This window comes from Frigoribacterium sp. Leaf8 (genome assembly GCF_001421165.1).
Taxonomy (GTDB): Bacteria; Actinomycetota; Actinomycetes; order Actinomycetales; family Microbacteriaceae; genus Frigoribacterium.
This window is the reverse complement of sequence record NZ_LMKB01000005.1, coordinates 1,198,744-1,214,879: the sequence shown is the minus strand read 5'-3', so window position 1 is coordinate 1,214,879 and position 16,136 is coordinate 1,198,744. Positions and strand designations below refer to the sequence as shown.

17 protein-coding genes are annotated in these 16,136 nt (G+C 71.6%); 11 read left to right on the top strand and 6 right to left on the bottom strand.

Going from position 1 to position 16,136, the window contains the following annotated elements:
• Positions 1 to 119: 119 nt before the first annotated feature.
• From ASL10_RS10330 to ASL10_RS10310, 5 genes are all read left to right on the top strand, one after another.
• On the top strand, positions 120 to 722 hold the full coding sequence (locus ASL10_RS10330; RefSeq protein WP_056046854.1) for a hypothetical protein: 603 nt from the start codon (positions 120 to 122) through the stop codon (positions 720 to 722).
• Between the two features lie 135 nt (positions 723 to 857).
• A complete protein-coding gene (locus tag ASL10_RS10325; RefSeq protein ID WP_056046852.1) occupies positions 858 to 2,066 on the top strand; it encodes a GAF domain-containing protein in 1,209 nt (402 codons plus the stop codon).
• Positions 2,067 to 2,122: 56 nt separating this feature from the next.
• On the top strand, positions 2,123 to 2,614 hold the full coding sequence (locus tag ASL10_RS10320) for a nucleotidyltransferase family protein (protein ID WP_056046851.1): 492 nt from the start codon (positions 2,123 to 2,125) through the stop codon (positions 2,612 to 2,614).
• Positions 2,611 to 2,955 carry a HepT-like ribonuclease domain-containing protein gene (locus ASL10_RS10315; RefSeq protein WP_056046849.1) on the top strand — a complete coding sequence of 115 codons (345 nt, stop codon included), beginning with the start codon at positions 2,611 to 2,613 and terminating at the stop codon, positions 2,953 to 2,955. Before ASL10_RS10320 ends, ASL10_RS10315 begins: the two co-directional genes overlap by 4 nt.
• Entirely contained in the window at positions 2,952 to 3,290 is a 339-nt protein-coding gene (locus tag ASL10_RS10310; RefSeq protein ID WP_056046846.1) for a hypothetical protein, read from the top strand. The genes ASL10_RS10315 and ASL10_RS10310 overlap by 4 nt, the downstream gene beginning before the upstream one ends.
• Before the next feature lie 55 nt (positions 3,291 to 3,345).
• Here ASL10_RS10310 and ASL10_RS10305 read toward each other — a convergent pair whose 3' ends face one another.
• From ASL10_RS10305 to ASL10_RS10290, 4 genes are read right to left on the bottom strand one after another with little or no spacing between them, the layout of a single operon-like run.
• A complete protein-coding gene (locus ASL10_RS10305) occupies positions 3,346 to 3,693 on the bottom strand; it encodes a LysR family transcriptional regulator (RefSeq protein ID WP_043595703.1) in 348 nt (115 codons plus the stop codon).
• Positions 3,690 to 4,526, bottom strand: a complete 837-nt coding sequence (locus ASL10_RS10300; RefSeq protein WP_055970915.1) for a hypothetical protein — start codon at positions 4,524 to 4,526, stop codon at positions 3,690 to 3,692. The genes ASL10_RS10305 and ASL10_RS10300 overlap by 4 nt, the downstream gene beginning before the upstream one ends.
• A 21-nt stretch (positions 4,527 to 4,547) precedes the next feature.
• Positions 4,548 to 6,899, bottom strand: a complete 2,352-nt coding sequence (locus tag ASL10_RS10295) for an SDR family oxidoreductase (RefSeq protein ID WP_082460350.1) — start codon at positions 6,897 to 6,899, stop codon at positions 4,548 to 4,550.
• Positions 6,896 to 7,717 (bottom strand): hypothetical protein, encoded by an 822-nt coding sequence (locus ASL10_RS10290; RefSeq protein ID WP_056046844.1) that lies wholly within the window; start codon positions 7,715 to 7,717, stop codon positions 6,896 to 6,898. The genes ASL10_RS10295 and ASL10_RS10290 overlap by 4 nt, the downstream gene beginning before the upstream one ends.
• A gap of 98 nt (positions 7,718 to 7,815) precedes the next feature.
• Here ASL10_RS10290 and ASL10_RS10285 point away from each other — a divergent pair, with 98 nt between their 5' ends.
• From ASL10_RS10285 to epsC, 6 genes are all read left to right on the top strand, one after another.
• On the top strand, positions 7,816 to 8,595 hold the full coding sequence (locus ASL10_RS10285; protein ID WP_056046842.1) for an SDR family oxidoreductase: 780 nt from the start codon (positions 7,816 to 7,818) through the stop codon (positions 8,593 to 8,595).
• A 2-nt stretch (positions 8,596 to 8,597) separates the two neighbouring features.
• Positions 8,598 to 9,572 (top strand): lysophospholipid acyltransferase family protein, encoded by a 975-nt coding sequence (locus ASL10_RS10280; protein WP_082460349.1) that lies wholly within the window; start codon positions 8,598 to 8,600, stop codon positions 9,570 to 9,572.
• Positions 9,569 to 11,266, top strand: coding sequence for an FAD-binding oxidoreductase (locus ASL10_RS10275; protein ID WP_307785066.1), 1,698 nt, complete (start codon positions 9,569 to 9,571; stop codon positions 11,264 to 11,266). The genes ASL10_RS10280 and ASL10_RS10275 overlap by 4 nt, the downstream gene beginning before the upstream one ends.
• A 414-nt stretch (positions 11,267 to 11,680) precedes the next feature.
• Entirely contained in the window at positions 11,681 to 12,541 is an 861-nt protein-coding gene (locus ASL10_RS10270; protein ID WP_157485378.1) for a hypothetical protein, read from the top strand.
• A gap of 220 nt (positions 12,542 to 12,761) precedes the next feature.
• Positions 12,762 to 13,700: a cysteine synthase A gene (gene cysK / locus ASL10_RS10265; protein ID WP_056046838.1), complete on the top strand. Its 939-nt coding sequence runs from the start codon at positions 12,762 to 12,764 to the stop codon at positions 13,698 to 13,700.
• 1 nt (position 13,701) lies between these two features.
• Positions 13,702 to 14,253 (top strand): serine O-acetyltransferase EpsC, encoded by a 552-nt coding sequence (epsC, locus tag ASL10_RS10260; protein WP_082460348.1) that lies wholly within the window; start codon positions 13,702 to 13,704, stop codon positions 14,251 to 14,253.
• Positions 14,254 to 14,370: 117 nt separating this feature from the next.
• On the opposite strand, the gene ASL10_RS10255 is transcribed toward epsC, so the two are convergent.
• Entirely contained in the window at positions 14,371 to 15,132 is a 762-nt protein-coding gene (locus ASL10_RS10255; protein ID WP_056046836.1) for a hypothetical protein, read from the bottom strand.
• Positions 15,133 to 15,185: 53 nt separating this feature from the next.
• Entirely contained in the window at positions 15,186 to 16,127 is a 942-nt protein-coding gene (locus ASL10_RS10250) for an ABC transporter ATP-binding protein (RefSeq protein ID WP_082460461.1), read from the bottom strand.
• Between the last annotated feature and the right edge of the window lie 9 nt (positions 16,128 to 16,136).

The following is a 16,136-nucleotide window of genomic DNA, read 5'->3' as shown; positions in this document are numbered from 1 at the left end:
GGGGTCCGTCGTCCCACTCCGGGGCGACGGACCCCGCCGTGGGTATTTAATGGGACGTCGGGCCATCGTCGGTCCGTCACCCGGCGCTCCGGCGCCCACCCGGTCGAGAGAGAGGCGCGATGAAGTTCGGCAAGACGCGCGGGGCCCCCTCCGAGCCGGCGACGCCCGATCCCGCCGCCCTCGAGCGCGCCGTCGCAGAAGGGGTGCTCATCTCGCGGGCGGCCGCCGTCGTCTCGGTGGCCAACTCGATCGTCATCCGTGCCCTCCGCGACGACGAGCACTTCGACCACGAGCGCACCCGCGAGGCCGTGCGCACCATCCTCGGTCGCCTCGCGGCGGAACAACGCGAGCAGAACGAACGGATCGGCGGCGAACGGGCGAAGGCCCTCAAGGCCAAGGGCCGGTCGCGACACCAGCACGACTACCGGCGCGGGGACGACGACACCCTCTGGTTCCGGGAGAAGACCTACACGGCCGTGGCCGACCGGCTGGACGAGCTGCAGTCCGACGACGACTTCGTGCGCGACATCGTCGCGGCGGCGGTCGACCGGGCCTGGAGCGACGTCGGGGCCGCGATCGTCACGAAGGTGTCGGCCGTCGAGGCGGTCGACCCGGCGTATCCCGACGAACGCGACCAGCGCCTCCGTGACCTCGTCGAGGTGGACCTCGCGCGGTTGCTCGCCCAGCCGCCGCCGGGGCCGGACGTCCCCCGCGCGGTCTGACGGACGCGCCGTCCGGCGGCCCCCGACCTGGGGCTGTCCCGCCCGGTACCCGGGCGAGAGCATGGAGGGACACCGCTCGGCCCTCACCACGCGGAGCCCTCGTCGATCAGGCCACCGCTGTGGGAGGAACCCGGCATGAACCGTTTCGTCAGCCCGCTCGTGCGCGGGATGATCCGCCAGCGCAACCGCTGGTTCGACCGACGCCTGGGGCTGCCCAGGCCCGAGAGCGTCGCCCGGACGCACGCTCCCGGCGTCAGCCCCGATCGCGTGCTGCTGTTCGGCAGCGGGCCCGCCGTCGGGTGGGGCGTCCGCAGCCACGACCTGGGGCTCGCGGGTCACCTCGCGCGGGCGGTCTCGCAGGCCACGGGTCGCGGGGTCGACGTCGACGTCGTGGCCGATCCCTCGATGGGGACGGTGTCCGCCCGGCGGGTGCTCGGACACCGCGACCTCACGCGCTACGACGCCGTGGTCGTGGTGACGGGCATCAACGACGCCCTCGCCATGACCGACGTCACGAAGTGGCGGCGCGCGTTCGTCGACCTGCTCGTGCACATCGAGACCGAGACCGGGGGCGCGAGCAGTCCCGTGCTCGTCACGGGCGTCCAGTCGCCCAGCGAGGTGACGGTGTTCCGCATCGCCGGCGGGGGCCTCGTCGACCGACACGCGGCCGAGCTGAACGAGACCATCCGGGACGTCTGCTCGACCCACCCCCGCGTGCACGTGCTCATGCCTCCGTCGCCGCTCTCGGGCCACGACGACCGGGACAAGCTGATCGCCAAGTACGCCCGCTGGGGCGAGGCGCAGGCCGAGATGCTCGCGCCCATGCTCGACGCGCAGATGTCCGCCGGCGGCGGCGTGGCCCGGGCGCGCCGGCACGCCCCTCAGGCCGAGGTCGACCGCGTGGAGGCGATCAGGGCCCTGGGCCTCCTCGACACCGACCCCGAGGAACGCTTCGACGACATCGTCGAACGGGCGCGGACCCTGCTCGGCGCGAGCGGGGCCGCGTTCTCCCTCGTCACCGCCGACCGACACTGGAACAAGGCCCTCGCCGGGGGCGGTGACCGCGAGCTGCCGATGGCGCTCTCGTTCTGCGCCCACACGGTCGCCGGCGGCCAGCCGTTCATCGTCGAGGACGCCTGGGCCGACGAACGGTTCGGCGTCGAGGCGCCGGCGCGGTTCTACGCCGGCTACCCGGTCGAGAGCCCCGACGGCGTCCGCATCGGAGCGCTCTGCGTCGCCGACCCCGAGCCCCGCACGGTCGAGAGCGTCGACCTCGTCATGCTGCGCGAACTCGCCCTCAGCGTGCAGCGCGAGCTCGCGAGGCAGGCCGTCGCGCGGGCGTGAGAGCAGATGTACAGAAAGATGTACACGATGAGGGGCTCCGCGCTAGCATCGTCTCCATGGAGACCTCCATCCGAAGCGCCGACGTCCTCGCCGTGGCTGATGCCCGCAGCGGCTTCAGCCGCCTCATGAGGGACTTCCGGCTCGACCCCGACCGTCCGGCCGTTGCCGTGGGGCCGCACCGCCGCCCCGAGGTCGTCATCGTGCCGTGGAGCCGTTTCGTCGAGATGTCCGAGCGTCCCCCGTCTGGTCGAGAGGGCGTTTCGCTGCTGGACGAGATCACCTCGCGTGCCGGTCTCGTCCGGCGCCTCGCGGGCCTGAGCCACATCGACGCCGTCAGCGTCTTCGGGTCGGTCGCTCGCGGGACCGAGACCGACGACAGTGACATCGACCTCCTGGTCGATCCGGGGGCCGAGGCGACCTACTTCGACTTCGCGCAGTTCGAGATCGACATGGAAGCCGTGTTCCAGCGTCCGGTCGACGTCGTGTCCCGGCGGGGGCTCGACCCCGAGGCCGACCGCGAGATCCTGACACAAGCGGTGCCCGTGTGAACCCCTCTCCGGACCGCGCCGAACGTTGGCTGGTCGACCTCGACGCGACCCTGGCGGCCTCGGCCGAGCTCGTGTCCCGTGGTCGCGAGGCGTTCGACGGCGACCCTGCGCTTCCGTTGGCGTTCGAGGCGCTGGCCAACCGGGCCGGTGACCTGAGCAAGCGCTTGGTCGCGTACGACGGCACGAGGTTCCACGAGGTCGAGTTCTCACTCGCCGCCAAGAATCGCGACTTCGTCGTCCATCACTACGATCGCCTCGACCGTGAGACCCTCTGGCAGACCGTGACCCGGAGCTTTCCCCTCCTGCACTCCCTCGTGCAGCGTCACCGACGCGACGGATGAGCGCCGAACCCCTGGTCACGCCCGACGGCCGGTACCTCGTGGTCCGCGGCCGGCTGTGGCGCCGGACCGATCCTCGCCTCGACGAGGCGACCCGCGCCTCCTTGGTCCACGACCTGATGGAGGCGCGGCGCGCGAAGAAGAGGGCGCTGGCCGCCGACGACGCCGCCGCCGTCGAGGACGCGCGGGCCCGGGTCGACGCCGCGAAGACGTCGCTGGGTGAACGCGGCCCGGTGTGGTGGGACGACGACGCCCCCGACGAGACCCGCCGCATGGCACGGAACACGCGGTACGCGGACTGGTTCGCCACGGTCGGGCCCGACGCCGCCACGACGTGACCACCGCACCACCCGATCCGATGGCGCAGCGTCCCTCTCGTGGCGGGCTCCGGGCCTAGCGGCCCTGGCGCTTCTTGAACGGCTTGGGCTGGCCCTTGACGGCGGGCGTACGGCCCTTGCCCTTCGACGCCTTGGCCTTGCCGCCGGCCGGCGGGGGTGGCGGCGGGGTCGGGGTGGAAGGACTCGCCAGTTCGTCCTCGGCGACGACCACCGCCGCCTTGCCGGCCTTGGTCAACCGGTACGGCGTGACGTCGCGGTCGAACAGCTTCGCACCGAACTCGAGCTCGAGGGCCTCGATCGACGATTCGAGCTTCTGCCGCGAGATGCCGAGCTTGTCGGCCGCCACCGGGAAGTGCAGCACGTCGGCCGCGACCAGGAAGTGCCTCAGGTGGCTGGTCTTCACGCCGTGGCGACCGAACCGGCGGAGGAGCCGCCGACCGAGTCCGCGCGGATGCCCAGGCCGTCGAGGGCCTTCTGGAAGATCGTCAGACCGCTCATGCCCGGCAGGTTCGAGATGTTCTGGTCGAGCTTGACGGCCGCCTTGCGGCCCTCTTCGCCGCTCATCAGCTGGCCGAAGACGAACTTGACGTCGTCGACCTCCATGATGGACGAGCCGACCGGGGCCCAGACCTTCGACAGCAGGAACCGCGTCAGCTTCTGCGCCTTCTTGCTCGCGAGCAGACGCTCACGGGCCTGCGAGACGTAGAACGCCACGTGGCGGGCCTCTTGCTTGGCGATGCGCTTCAGCAGCTCGGCGAGGACCGGGTCCTGCTCGAGCTCGGCCATGCGCTTGTACGCCGACACGGCCGAGTACTCGTTGGCCGCGCCCCACGACATGTGGACGGCGACGAAGTCCGAGCCGACGATCTTGCCGAGCAGACCCTGCTTGACCGGGTCGAGGCGCTCACGCCAGCCGAGCTTGAGCCGGTTCGCGCGGAGCTGGTCGTAGTCGACCGTGATGCCGTGGACCTCGAGGATCGCGGCCAGGGCCTCGCCGTGCCAGAACTCCTCGCGGTTCCACATCGTCATGAACGTGGTCATCTCGTTCTCTTTGTGAGAAGGAGTCGTGAGGAGGTCACGGGTGTAGCAGACCGTGTGGTACTCGACGTCGGCCATGTAGCGCAGCGTCCGCAGCGAGTCGGCCGAGAGCGGGTTCTTCCGGAAGTGGTCGAGGTCGAGGTCGTCCCAGCTCAGGCGTTCGGAGGTCGCGGCGAACTTGTCGATGTCGAAGGCCATGTGTTGTCAGGAGGCGCGGGCTCAGGCCCTGCCTCCGTCTCCTTTCGCTGTGGTGCTGCTGGTGCCGCTCGTGGTGCTGGTGCCGCTTCTGCCGTGGGGGCCGCTGCGAGTCCAATCGCGGATGCTCCATCTTCTTCGGAGCGCCTCGCGTGCCAGATTGCTGTCGGGGTTGACCGCGTTCGGGTGGCCGACCATCTCGAGCCAGGCGAGGTCGGCGAACGAGTCACCATAACCGTACGACCCCGAGAGATCGATGTCGTTCGCCTGGGCGTACTGGCGCAGCCAGGCGGCACGGGCCTCGTCGACCAGCGGAGGCTGTGCGAGGTAACCCGTGTAGACGCCGCTGCGCTGGTGCATCGTGCTGGCGACGACGTCGTCGAAGAGGTGTGCCAGGGGAGTCGTCAGGGTGTCGATCGAGCCCGTGACCAGTACCGTGCGGTGCCCGGCGGCACGGTGCTCGGCCAGTCGGGCGAGCGCGTCGGGGAGGGTGTGGCGCAGGACCGTGTCGGCGTAGCCGCGTGACCGGACCACGCCCGAGAGCCGCGCGACGGGCATGCCCTCGTACCGTCGGGAGAACGTGCGGATGAACTCGCCGCGGTCGCGACCCTCGGCCCGGAGGTAGCGCGGCAGCGAGGTGAGCAGGCTGGCGACCTCGCCGGGCCAGGCGGCCTTGCGGAACCCGGCCGAGCGCACCCAGAGGTACTGCTCGACGATGTTGCTGTCGAGCACCGTGCCCTCGAGGTCGAACACGGCCACGACGTCGTCGCGCGGCGGCAGGGCCCGCGTGTCGGCGACGACGGCCGACGCGGCGGGTCGCACCGAGAACGCCCGGGTCATCGAGGTGATGGACGGGAAGTGCACCTCTTGGAAGTAGGCCTCCCAGTCGACGTCGGTCACGTCGAAGCCGATGTCGGCGGGCGAGCCCGCGGGGAGTCCGGCGTGCAGGGCCCGGGTGCGTCGGTCGTCGAAGATGATCTCGGACTGCACGTAGTGGCGGTAGAGGTCGGTGAGGCTCTGCAGCGACTCGAGGTCGGCGCGCCGCGTCTGGACCCCGGCCAGCGCCGTCCGGGTGCGCAGCGTGCTCGGCAGTCGCGTGAGCACGGCCTCGCGGACGTCGTTGACGCGGTTCGCGGTGCGGATGGCGCCCTCGACCTTGCGCACGCCCGGGAAGTTCCAGTGCGGCGCCTCGATCGACGAGTGCTCGTCGCGGGGCAGCGGGTTGGCCGTGAAGAACGCCTTGAGGTTCTCGAACATGCGCAGGATCGAGAACGGGTTGCTGCCGCCCGAGCTGGCGTGGAAGTACTGGGGGCTGCCGGCCTCGACCGGGTTCGCCGCGACGGTGAGGATGACGTTGACGACGTAGTCGACCGGGATCACGTCGAGCACGCTGTCGGGCACGCCGGGGAACTCGGGCAGCAGCCCACGGGCGTACGACATGATCAGCGGGTCGGCGACCTTGAAGCCGTCGATCCAGCCGGGGTAGGGGTGCCGGTGGGCGCTCTCGACGATCGCCGGTCGGACGACCGACAGGCGGTGCCCGGCCTCGGCCCAGAGCTCTTCGGCGGCGCGCTCGGCGAAGGCCTTGGTCAGCGTGTAGACGTCGGTCCAGCCGAGCGTCTCGGCCCGGGTGCGTCCGTAGTCGACGAGGCGGGCCTTGACCCAGGCGACGCGGGCGTCTTCCGCGGCCGTGGCGACCGCCTGCGGGCCGGTCTTGCCGTGCGCCGCACGACCCTGGGCGAGGAAGGTGCGCAGCGTCTCGGGCTGGCGGGAGGCGGCCTCGACCCGGGCGCGGGCGTCGGCGGCGGCGGCACGCTCGACACGCCAGTCGACGGTGTGGCCGAGCGACGCCTCGGGGAACACGCCCTTGCGGATGCCGCCGACGTAGGCGGTCGACACGTGCACGACGTGCGGGTCGGTGCCCGTCTTCCGCAGGGCCTCGTAGAGCCCGACCGCCCCGCCGACGTTGGTCTCGAAGGCCTGGTCGATCGGCGGGTCGAACGACACCGTGGACGCGCTGTGGATGACGACGTCGAGGTCGTCGGGCAGGTCGGGCAGGTCGCCCAGACCGCTCTCGATCACCCGGAGCCGCTCGGCGAGGGCCTTCTCGACGCCCTCGGCCCCGACGGCCTCGCGCCACGAGGCGAAGACCGGCTTCTTCAGCAGGTGCCGCAGACGCCCCTCGGCCGAGGTGCCGGCCTTCGGTCGGATGAGGAGCGTGACCGTCGTGCCGGGGTGCGACGAGAGCAGACGCTCGAGGATCGCCTGGCCGACGAAGCCGGTGCCGCCGGTGAGCAGGACGTGCGAGCCGCCGAGGTCGATTCGGGTGGCACCCGGGGTCTGGTCGGGCAGCGCGAGGCCGGGGGTGGAGCTCATGCGGTCAGCTTTCTGGTCACGGCCGCCCCGACGGAGGCGTCCAGGCCCGGCAGGTCGGCGACCTGCGCGCCCACGCGGTCGGCGCGCAGGTGGCCCTCGGCCCCGCCGAAGACGGTGGCGTCGAAGAAGGTGCGCTCGGAGTCGGCGCGCTCGACGGCGCCGATCGGCCAGACGGCCGTCAGCAAGGAGGCGCGGGTCATCTTCACCGACCGGCGCGAGTCGCGCAGGCGCCAGTCGGCCTCGCTCGCGAAGAACTGCTCGTGACGACCCTTGACGACCCTCGCCCGGTCGATCACGGTGGTCAGCGTGGGGTGTGCCGCGAGCTCGTCGAGGCGGTCGTATGCCTCTCGGAGCACCCATTCGTCGACGGCTCCCGTCGTCGTGTGCACGGCGACGATGGGGGACCCGACGGTGATGGCCTGGAGGGCCCGGGTGATCGGGCCACGGCGCTCGACGGCCTCGGAGGCGGCGTGACGCTTGGGCCCCTCGGTCACGTCGCGGTTGCGGGGCTCGCCGTGGGCCTCGAGGACGGCGTCGAGGGCGTCGGCCAGCCAGAACTTCTCGAACGCCCACGTCACGAGGAACGCGGTGACCCGAGTGTCCTTGTGGGTGGCCGTCACCAGGAGGTTGCGCAGGTTCTCCATCGTGGCGCTCTCGAGACGGCCGAGATGGCGGACGAGGCGCAGGGCGTCGGGGCCCAGGGGGCGCTCGGCGAAGCCGGACAGGTCGAGGTCGGGGCGCCAGTTGCCCTGGGCCGTCTTGGTGAACTCGCGGATGTCGAAGTCGGGGTCGGCGCGCGGGGCATCTCTGGTCGTCATGACAGGGGGTCCTCCGGGGCAGAAGTGGACGAGGCGAGAAGGGCCTCGAACGTGTCTCGATGCGCGCAGTCTGCTCTCAGCACCGTATCGTAAGCGGCATGGCTGTAGCGCTCGTCACCGGGGGCACGTCCGGCATCGGAGCCGAATTCGCCCGCCAACTCTCCATGCGCGGCTGGGACATCGTCCTGGTCGCTCGTGACCTCACCCGACTCGACGAGACGGCGACCGCCCTGCGCGCGCTCGGCCGTGACGTCGAGGTGCTCGCGGCCGACCTCGGGGACCGTCGCGACGTCGACCGGGTGGCCGAGCGGCTGGCCGATCCGACCCGCCCCGTCGACCTGCTGGTGAACAATGCCGGTTTCGGCATGCACACCCCGCTGACCTCCACCGACGTCGCCGCGCACGACCTCGCGTTCGAGGTCATGTGCCGGGCCGTGCTCGTGCTCTCGGGTGCGGCGGCGAGGTCCATGCGCGAGCGCGGCCGCGGTCGCATCGTCAACGTGTCGAGCACCGCGGGGCTGATGGCCATGGGCAGCTACTCGGCGATCAAGGCGTGGGTGACCTCGTACAGCGAGGGTCTCTCGGTCGAGCTCAAGGGCACCGGCGTGGGCGTCACGGCCCTCCTGCCGGGCTGGGTGCGGACGGAGTTCCATCAGCGTGCCGGCATAAAGTCGTCGTCCATACCCAACGCCCTGTGGCTCAGCACCGAACAACTCGTGGTCGCCTGTCTGCGCGACGTCGACAAAGGCAAGGTGATCTCCATGCCCACGCTTCGGTACAAGGTGCTGATGGGATTGGTCCGGCACGCCCCCAAGGGCGCCGTCCGGGCCGCGTCCGGCGCGATCTCGTCGAGCCGCCGCAAGCCGGTGGGGCAGTGAGCGTGAAGGACGACGGAGAACGACGCCGCGACCACGCCCGCCTCGACGCCGTGGCCCAGCGGGTCGACGACGTCAGGGCCGACGTCGCCCAGCGAGCCGGGGACGTCGCCCAGCGTGCTGGTGGAGTCGCCCAGCGTGCCGGTGACGTCGCGAGCGACGTCCGCGACCGCTTCAGCTCGCGGCGACACGCGATGGCCCGCTACGTCGCGCAGCGCATGGTGCTCAAGCCGACGATCTGGTCGATCACCGACGTGACGGTCATCGACCGCGACCGGGTCGAGGGCCTCACCGGGGGCTTCATCGTCGTCGCGAACCACTCGAGCCACCTGGACGCGCCGCTCATCCTCGGTGCCCTGCCGCGCAAGCTCGCGCGCTACCTGGCCACGGGCGCCGCGGCCGACTACTTCTTCGACGTGCCCTGGCGGCGTCAGCTGACCGAACTGTTCTTCAACGCGTTCCCGGTGCAGCGGGGCTCGGGGACCCCGGCCTCCGCGGTCGACGCGACCCGCGCCTCCTCGTCCGGTGCGTCGGCGGGGTCGACGCCGCAGAGCTCGGCCCGCCGACGCGCCGCGGCCAAGGCGGCCGCCCGCGGGCGCCAGGGGCAGCCCACGGTCAGTGCTCGATCGCTGCTGCAGCGCGGCTACCCCGTGCTGGTGTTCCCCGAGGGCACCCGCTCGAAGGACGGCACCGTCGCCGCCTTCAAGCCCGGCGCCGCCGCCCTCGCCTCGGCCTGCGGCGTGCCGGTCGTGCCGCTCGCGCTGATCGGGGCCAACATCGCCCAACCGCGCGGCCGCAGCTGGCCCCGGCCCGGCCGACTGCCCGTCGGAGTCGCGTTCGGCGACCCGATGCGGCCCCACGACGGCGAGTCCGTCACCGACTTCTCGACGCGCGTGCGCACCGAGATCCTGCGTCTGAAGGACGCCAACACCGCCCGCATCCTGGGCCCGTCAGACCCGCTCGAAGGAGAACGCCCGTGACCGACGTCCAACAGAAGAAGAGTCCTGCCGTCGACGGCGTCAAGCACATGAAGTGGTGGGGCTGGGGCGTCGAGGGCGTCGCCTTCCACCACGACGACAAGCCCGCCTTCGCCCCCTTCGTCAAGAAGATCGTGGGCGTCGAGCTGTCCCAGGGGCACGACACCGGCCTCTCGTTCGACGACCTCGACGTCCCCTCGTCCCGGGTCGGCACCGAGGTGCTCGACTCGCTCGTGCAGATCGTGGGCGACGGCCAGGTCGTCACCGACGACCACGACCGGGTCGTCCACACCTACGGCAAGAGCATCCGCGACCTGATCCGCATCCGCGCCGGACGTCTCGACCGGGTGCCCGACGTCGTCGTGTACCCGGCCGACGAGGACGAGATCCAGCGCATCGTCGACCTGGCCGTCGCGAGCGACCTCGTCCTCATCCCCTTCGGCGGCGGCAGCAACATCGTCGGCAGCCTCGAACCGCTGCCCGCGGAGGAGCGCACGATCGTCTCGCTCGACATGGGCCGGCTCGACAAGGTGCTCGGCATCGACGAGGACGGCGGACTGGCGCGCATCCAGGCCGGCGGTCAGGGCCCAGACCTCGAGGAGCAGCTCAACGCCCGCGGGTGGACCCTCGGACACTTCCCGGACAGCTTCACCCACTCGACCATGGGCGGCTGGGTCGCCACCCGCTCGTCGGGCATGCAGAGCGACAAGTACGGCGACATCGCCGACATCACCAAGGGGCTGCGGGTCGTGCGCCCCGGCGGCGTGCTCTCGATCCGCGCCGTGCCGAGCGCGTCGACGGGTCCGTCGCTGCGCGAGATGATCATCGGCAGCGAGGGACGTCTCGGCGTCATCACCGAGGTCACCGCCCAGGTGCACCGCCTGCCCGAGAAGCGCGAGATCCTCGCCTACCTGTTCCCGTCGTGGCACGACGGCCTCGCCGCCATGCAGGCCATCGCCGAGAGCGACGTGAGCCCGTCGGTCACCCGCGTCAGCGACGCACACGAGACCGCCTTCTCGTTCGCCACGTCGAAGCCGGGCAAGGGCATCTCGCAGAAGGTCACCGACCTGCTGCCGACCATCCTGAAGGCCAAGGGCTGGGACGTCGACGCGATGTGCCTGTCGTTCATCGGCTACGAGGGCAGCCCCGAGCACGTCGCCCACACCCAGAAGGCCGTCGCCAAGATCGTCAAGGCGAACAAGGGCATGAGCGTCGGCAAGGGACCGGGCAAGCTCTACGACCAGAAGAAGTTCGACACGCCCTACCTGCGCGACTTCTTCATGGACCACGGAGGCGCGGCGGACGTCTCCGAGACCGCCGCCCCCTGGTCGAAGCTGCGCCTCGTGTCGTCGCGCGTCTACGCCGCGGCGAACCAGGCCTTCGACAGCATCGGCAAGCAGGGCTGGATCATGGGCCACCTGTCGCACTCGTACCACTCGGGCGCGTGCCTGTACTTCACCTTCGCCTTCGAGCACGGTGACGACGCCGAGGCCGAGTACGACGTGGTCAAGCACGCCATCCAGCAGGCGTTCATCGACACCGGGGCGACCGTCTCGCACCACCACGGCGTCGGGCTCGAGCACCAGCCGTGGCTCGCGCAGGACGTCTCGCCCGAGGGCGTGGCCGTCATGCAGGGGCTGTTCGACTCGGCCGACCCGGGGCGCGTGTTCAACCCCGGGAAGGTGACGGGCGCGTAGTCCCGCACCGCGCCTCCTGCGCTTCCGCCGCGCCGCCGCCGCCGCGCCGCTGCCGCACCCCGCCACGAGATGGTCACAGCACCCCGATTAATCCGGGTGCTGTGACCATTTCTCGGTGTTGTGCGACAGTGCGCGTCTCGCACACAGCGATGGCTGCGTGGAGGCCGTCCACAAGGAGGCGCAGCTCGGCTCTCGAGGGTGGGCTGCGGGGACACTCTCGGGTGCGTGACCGACGCGCTTCCACCCCTCGTCTTCGCCGCCACCTACGGTTCTCAGACCAGGCACGGCACCGTCCTGCGACGTGACGCGAGTCGCGGCCTTCTGCATCGGGTGCACCCCGGGGCCTACGTCGACGCGGCCGACTGGGCGTGTCTCGACGGACGTCGACGGCACGTCCTGACGACGAGAGCGGTCATGGCAGGCCTGTCGCCTCGGGTCGTCGTGTCGCACGGCTCCGCCGTCGCCCTCCACGGGCTGCCGAGCGTCGACTGGCCGCGGGGGCCCATCCACGTCATCGATCCCGGTCGGGACCGGACGCAGGCGACCGCACGAGTCGTTCGCCACCCGGGTCCGATCGATGCCCGCGACACGGTCACGGTCGACGGGCTCGTCCTGACGAGCGAGGGGCGTACGGCGGTCGACAGGTCGCGGACGGCGTCGTTCGCCGACGGAGTGCTCTGTGTCGACGCCGTCCTTCGCCGCGCCGCCGCCCGGGCGGGATGTTTCGACGCGCCCGCGCGACGCGGCCCGCATCCGTCCGCCGGTCACCGGTCGGGCGTGGACGCGGCGGCAGACGCCATGCGCCGTCTGCTGTTCGAGCGCCTGGACCGCGAACCCGGTGCCCGAGGACTCGCGACGGCTCGTCAGGTCACGGCGTTCGGCACGCCCTGGACGGAGAACGGCGGCGAATCGCTCTGTCGGCTCGCGCTCCTCGAGCTCGGTGCTCCCGAGCCCGTGATGCAGGTCGAGATCTTCGACGGCGCAGGGCTGGCGGGACGTTGCGACTTCGTGATGGGTGACGTGGCGCTCGAGTTCGACGGCAAGGCCAAGTACGACGACGCGGCGATGCGTGCGGGACGGGTGCCGTCGGCGGTGGTGAAGGCCGAGAAGGCCCGTGAGCGGCGACTCGTGCGATCGGGTGCGATCACGGCGATCGGTCGATGCGACGCCGAGGACGTTGCGCTCCGCCTACCGCTCGCCAGGGTTCTCCGAGACCTCGAGGTCGAGCTCAGGCCACGGCAGAACGCCAGGATGTGGCCACACCGCCAGATCTAGGCATGGTGCTGTGACCACTTCGTGGCGGGGTGGCGGGGTGGCGGGGTGGCGGGGTGGCGGGGTGGCGGGGTGGCGCGGCAGGACGGCGGCGGCGGGGTGGCAGGGCTGGCGGGGGACGCACACGTCGCTCGGGGACACACAGGGGGACGGTGCAGGACGGCTGCCTAAGATGAGCATCGATCCGTCCGCACAGACCCCCGTTCACGGAAGAGACCCGCGCATGCCCGGAATCCACGCCGACATCACCTCGGCCTTCGGCAACACCCCGCTCGTCAAGCTCAACTCGCTGCCCGCCGAGGGCGGGGCCGAGGTGCTGGCCAAGCTCGAGTTCTACAACCCGGGGGCCAGCGTGAAGGACCGTCTCGGCGTCGCCATCGTCGACGCGGCCGAGGCCTCCGGCGACCTGAAGCCCGGCGGCACGATCGTCGAGGGCTCGAGTGGCAACACGGGCATCTCGCTGGCCCTGGTCGGAGCCGCCCGCGGCTACCGGGTGATCGTCACGATGCCCGAGACGATGAGCGTCGAACGACGCACCGTCATGAAGGCCTACGGCGCGACGATCGTGCTGACCCCCGGACCCGAGGGCATGAAGGGCGCCGTCGAACGCGCCAAGCAGATCGCGGCCGAGACCGAGAACGCGATCTGGGCCCAGCAGTTCGAGACGCAGGCCAACGCCGAGATCCACCGCCGCACGACCGCGCCCGAGATCCTGCGCGACACCGACGGGAAGATCGACTTCTTCGTGGCGGGCGTCGGGACCGGCGGCACCATCACGGGCGTCGGTCAGGTGCTGCACGAGAAGGTCCCCGGTGTGAAGGTCGTCGCGGTCGAGCCCGCCGACTCGCCCCTGCTGAGCGAGGGCAAGGCCGGCCCGCACAAGATCCAGGGCATCGGGGCGAACTTCGTGCCCGAGGTGCTCGACCGCTCGCAGATCGACGAGGTGTTCCCCGTGCAGCTCGACGACGCCCTGCGCGTCGCGCGCGACCTCGCCACGAAGGAAGGCATCCTCTCGGGCATCTCGTCGGGGGCGATCATCCACGCCGCACTCGAGATCGCGAAGCGACCCGAGAACGCCGGCAAGCGCATCGTCGCCATCGTCTGCGACACCGGAGAGCGTTACCTGTCGACCGTGCTGTTCCAGGACCTCGCGGACGCCTAGGGTGCGGTTGGTCGCGCGCCTCCGCGAGGACCTCGACACCGTCCGGAGGCGCGACCCGGCTGCCCGAGGACGCCTCGAGACCGCCCTCGTCTACTCGGGCCTGCACGCGGTGTGGGCGCACCGCGTGACCTCGAGACTGTGGCGTGCGGGGCCGGCACCGCGCCTCCTCGGGTCGCGGTTCGCCGCCCGCCTGCTGTCGCAGGCGGTCCGATCGCTGACCGGCGTCGAGATCCACCCCGGGGCTCGCCTCGGGGCCCGTCTGTTCATCGACCACGGCATGGGCGTCGTGATCGGCGAGACCGCGGTCGTCGGTGACGACTGCACGATCTTCCACGGAGTGACCCTCGGGGGCAAGGGACGCGGAGGCGCGCTCGGCCGCCGGCACCCCACCGTCGGTGACGGCGTGATGATCGGTGCCGGGGCCGCCGTGCTCGGCGGCGTCACCGTGGGCAGCGGCAGCGTCGTCGGGGCCAACGCGGTCGTGACCAAGGACGTTCCGGCCGGGTCGGTCGCGGTGGGCGTGCCCGCCGTCGCCCGGCCGCGTCGGCCTTGACCTACCGCGTCGGCCCTGACGAAGCCGCGTCGACCCTGACGAAGCCGCGCCGGCCCTGACGAAGCCGCATCGACCCTGACGAGGCCGCATCGGCCCTCGGGACGAGGTCGGGGCCGCTCAGTGCCGGGGTTCCCACCGGAAGGCTTTCGTGGCCGCGAGGGCCCCGAGGGCGGCCCAGACCAGCGTCGGAGTCAGCAGCACGGACACGAGTGACAGGTCGCCGCCGTTCCAGGCGAGGGTGATCAGTTCCATCAGTCCGCCCCCGGGCAGGATGCGCTTGAGCCAGAGCAGGTCGTCGGCACCCGTGACCGTCCACCAGATCGCCACCCCGAGCGTGATCAGGTAGAGCGGCATGGTCGTGTACTGAGCGTGCTCGGGCGAGGTGCTGAACCCGGCCGTGGCCAGGGCGAAGCCGGCGAACATGGCCTCGGCGACCAGGACGGCCACGATCAGCAGCCCGGCGTGCACCGGGGGCTCGCGGAGCGCGAGCACGCCGAGCACGACGACGAGTTGCGCGACGCTGACCGCCACGACGGGCAGCACGAGCCCGGCGATGATGCCCGCGTCGCCGACGGACCCGCTGCGCAACCGCTTCAGGTACAGGGACTGACGACGGGCCGCGAGGGTGGTCGTCGCGGTGACGTAGACGCCGAGGCCCACCATGCCGATGATCTGCACGCCGGCGAGCATGCCGGCCGTGCCGTACGAGTCGAAGGCGTAGGTGAGGGCCCCGAAGCCGAGGGGCAGCAGCAGGGCGCAGAGGGCGACGGTGCGGTTGCGCACGAGCATGCGCAGTTCGGCGAGGGCGATGGCGAGCGGGCCGGAACGACGTCGCGAGCCTGCCGACCGGGTGGGGGAGGGACGGGTCACGGTGGTCATGGGATGTCCTTTCGGGGATGCGCGTGGGGAGCGGAGTCGGCGACGGTCGACGGTCAGGAGGCGCGGCCGAGGTCGCGGAACACGTCGTCGAGTCCCGACTCGTGCACCGTGAGACGGGCCAACGGGCGATCGGCGTCGGCCGCCCAGCCGAGCAACGCCCCGAGGTCGCGCTGGGCGTCGTCGGTCTCGATCACGACGAGGTCGTTCTCGGTCCGGGCGACCTGCAGCGGGAGGCCGTCCAGCGGGCCGGGGGCGACGAAGCGGATGGAGGTCGTGCTGCCGGCGGTGAGGTCGGCGACGGTCCCTTCGCGGCGGATGCGCCCGCGGTGCATCAGACCGATGCGGTCGGCGTTCTCGGCGGCTTCCTCGAGGTAGTGGGTGGTCAGGACGAAGGTGACCCCCGCCTCCCGGAGTCCGGCGACCACGGCCCAGAGCGCGTCCCGTGCCGCGGGGTCGAGGCCCGTGGTGGGTTCGTCGAGGAAGACCAGCTCGGGCGTGCCCCAGACGGCCGCGGCGAAGTCGACCCGCCGCCGCTCGCCGCCCGAGAGCCGTGCGACCCGGGCCGAGGCCTTGTGGTCCACGCCGACGAGGCCGAGCACGCGGTCGACGTCGTCGTCGCGACCCGAGACGGCGCCCGACAGCTGGACGCTCTCGCGCACGGTGAGCTCGGGGGCGAGGCCCGAGTCCTGCAACATCGTGCCGATGCGCGGTCGGATGCGCCCCCGGTCGGTCGGATCACCGCCGAGCACCTCGACCCGGCCCGCGTCGGCCGTGCGTTGCCCTTCGAGCACCTCGAGCGTGGTGGTCTTGCCGGCACCGTTCGTGCCGAGGAGCGCGTACAGCTCGCCGCGGTGGACGGTCAGGTCGAGGCCGTCGACGGCGGTGAACGAGCCGTACGAACAGCGGAGGCCGTGCGTCGAGATGACGGCGTCGCCGCGCTCGGCGGAGCCGGGCGCGACGGCCGGTCGGGGCGTGGTGTCGGTGGAGTTCGTCATGACCTCGAC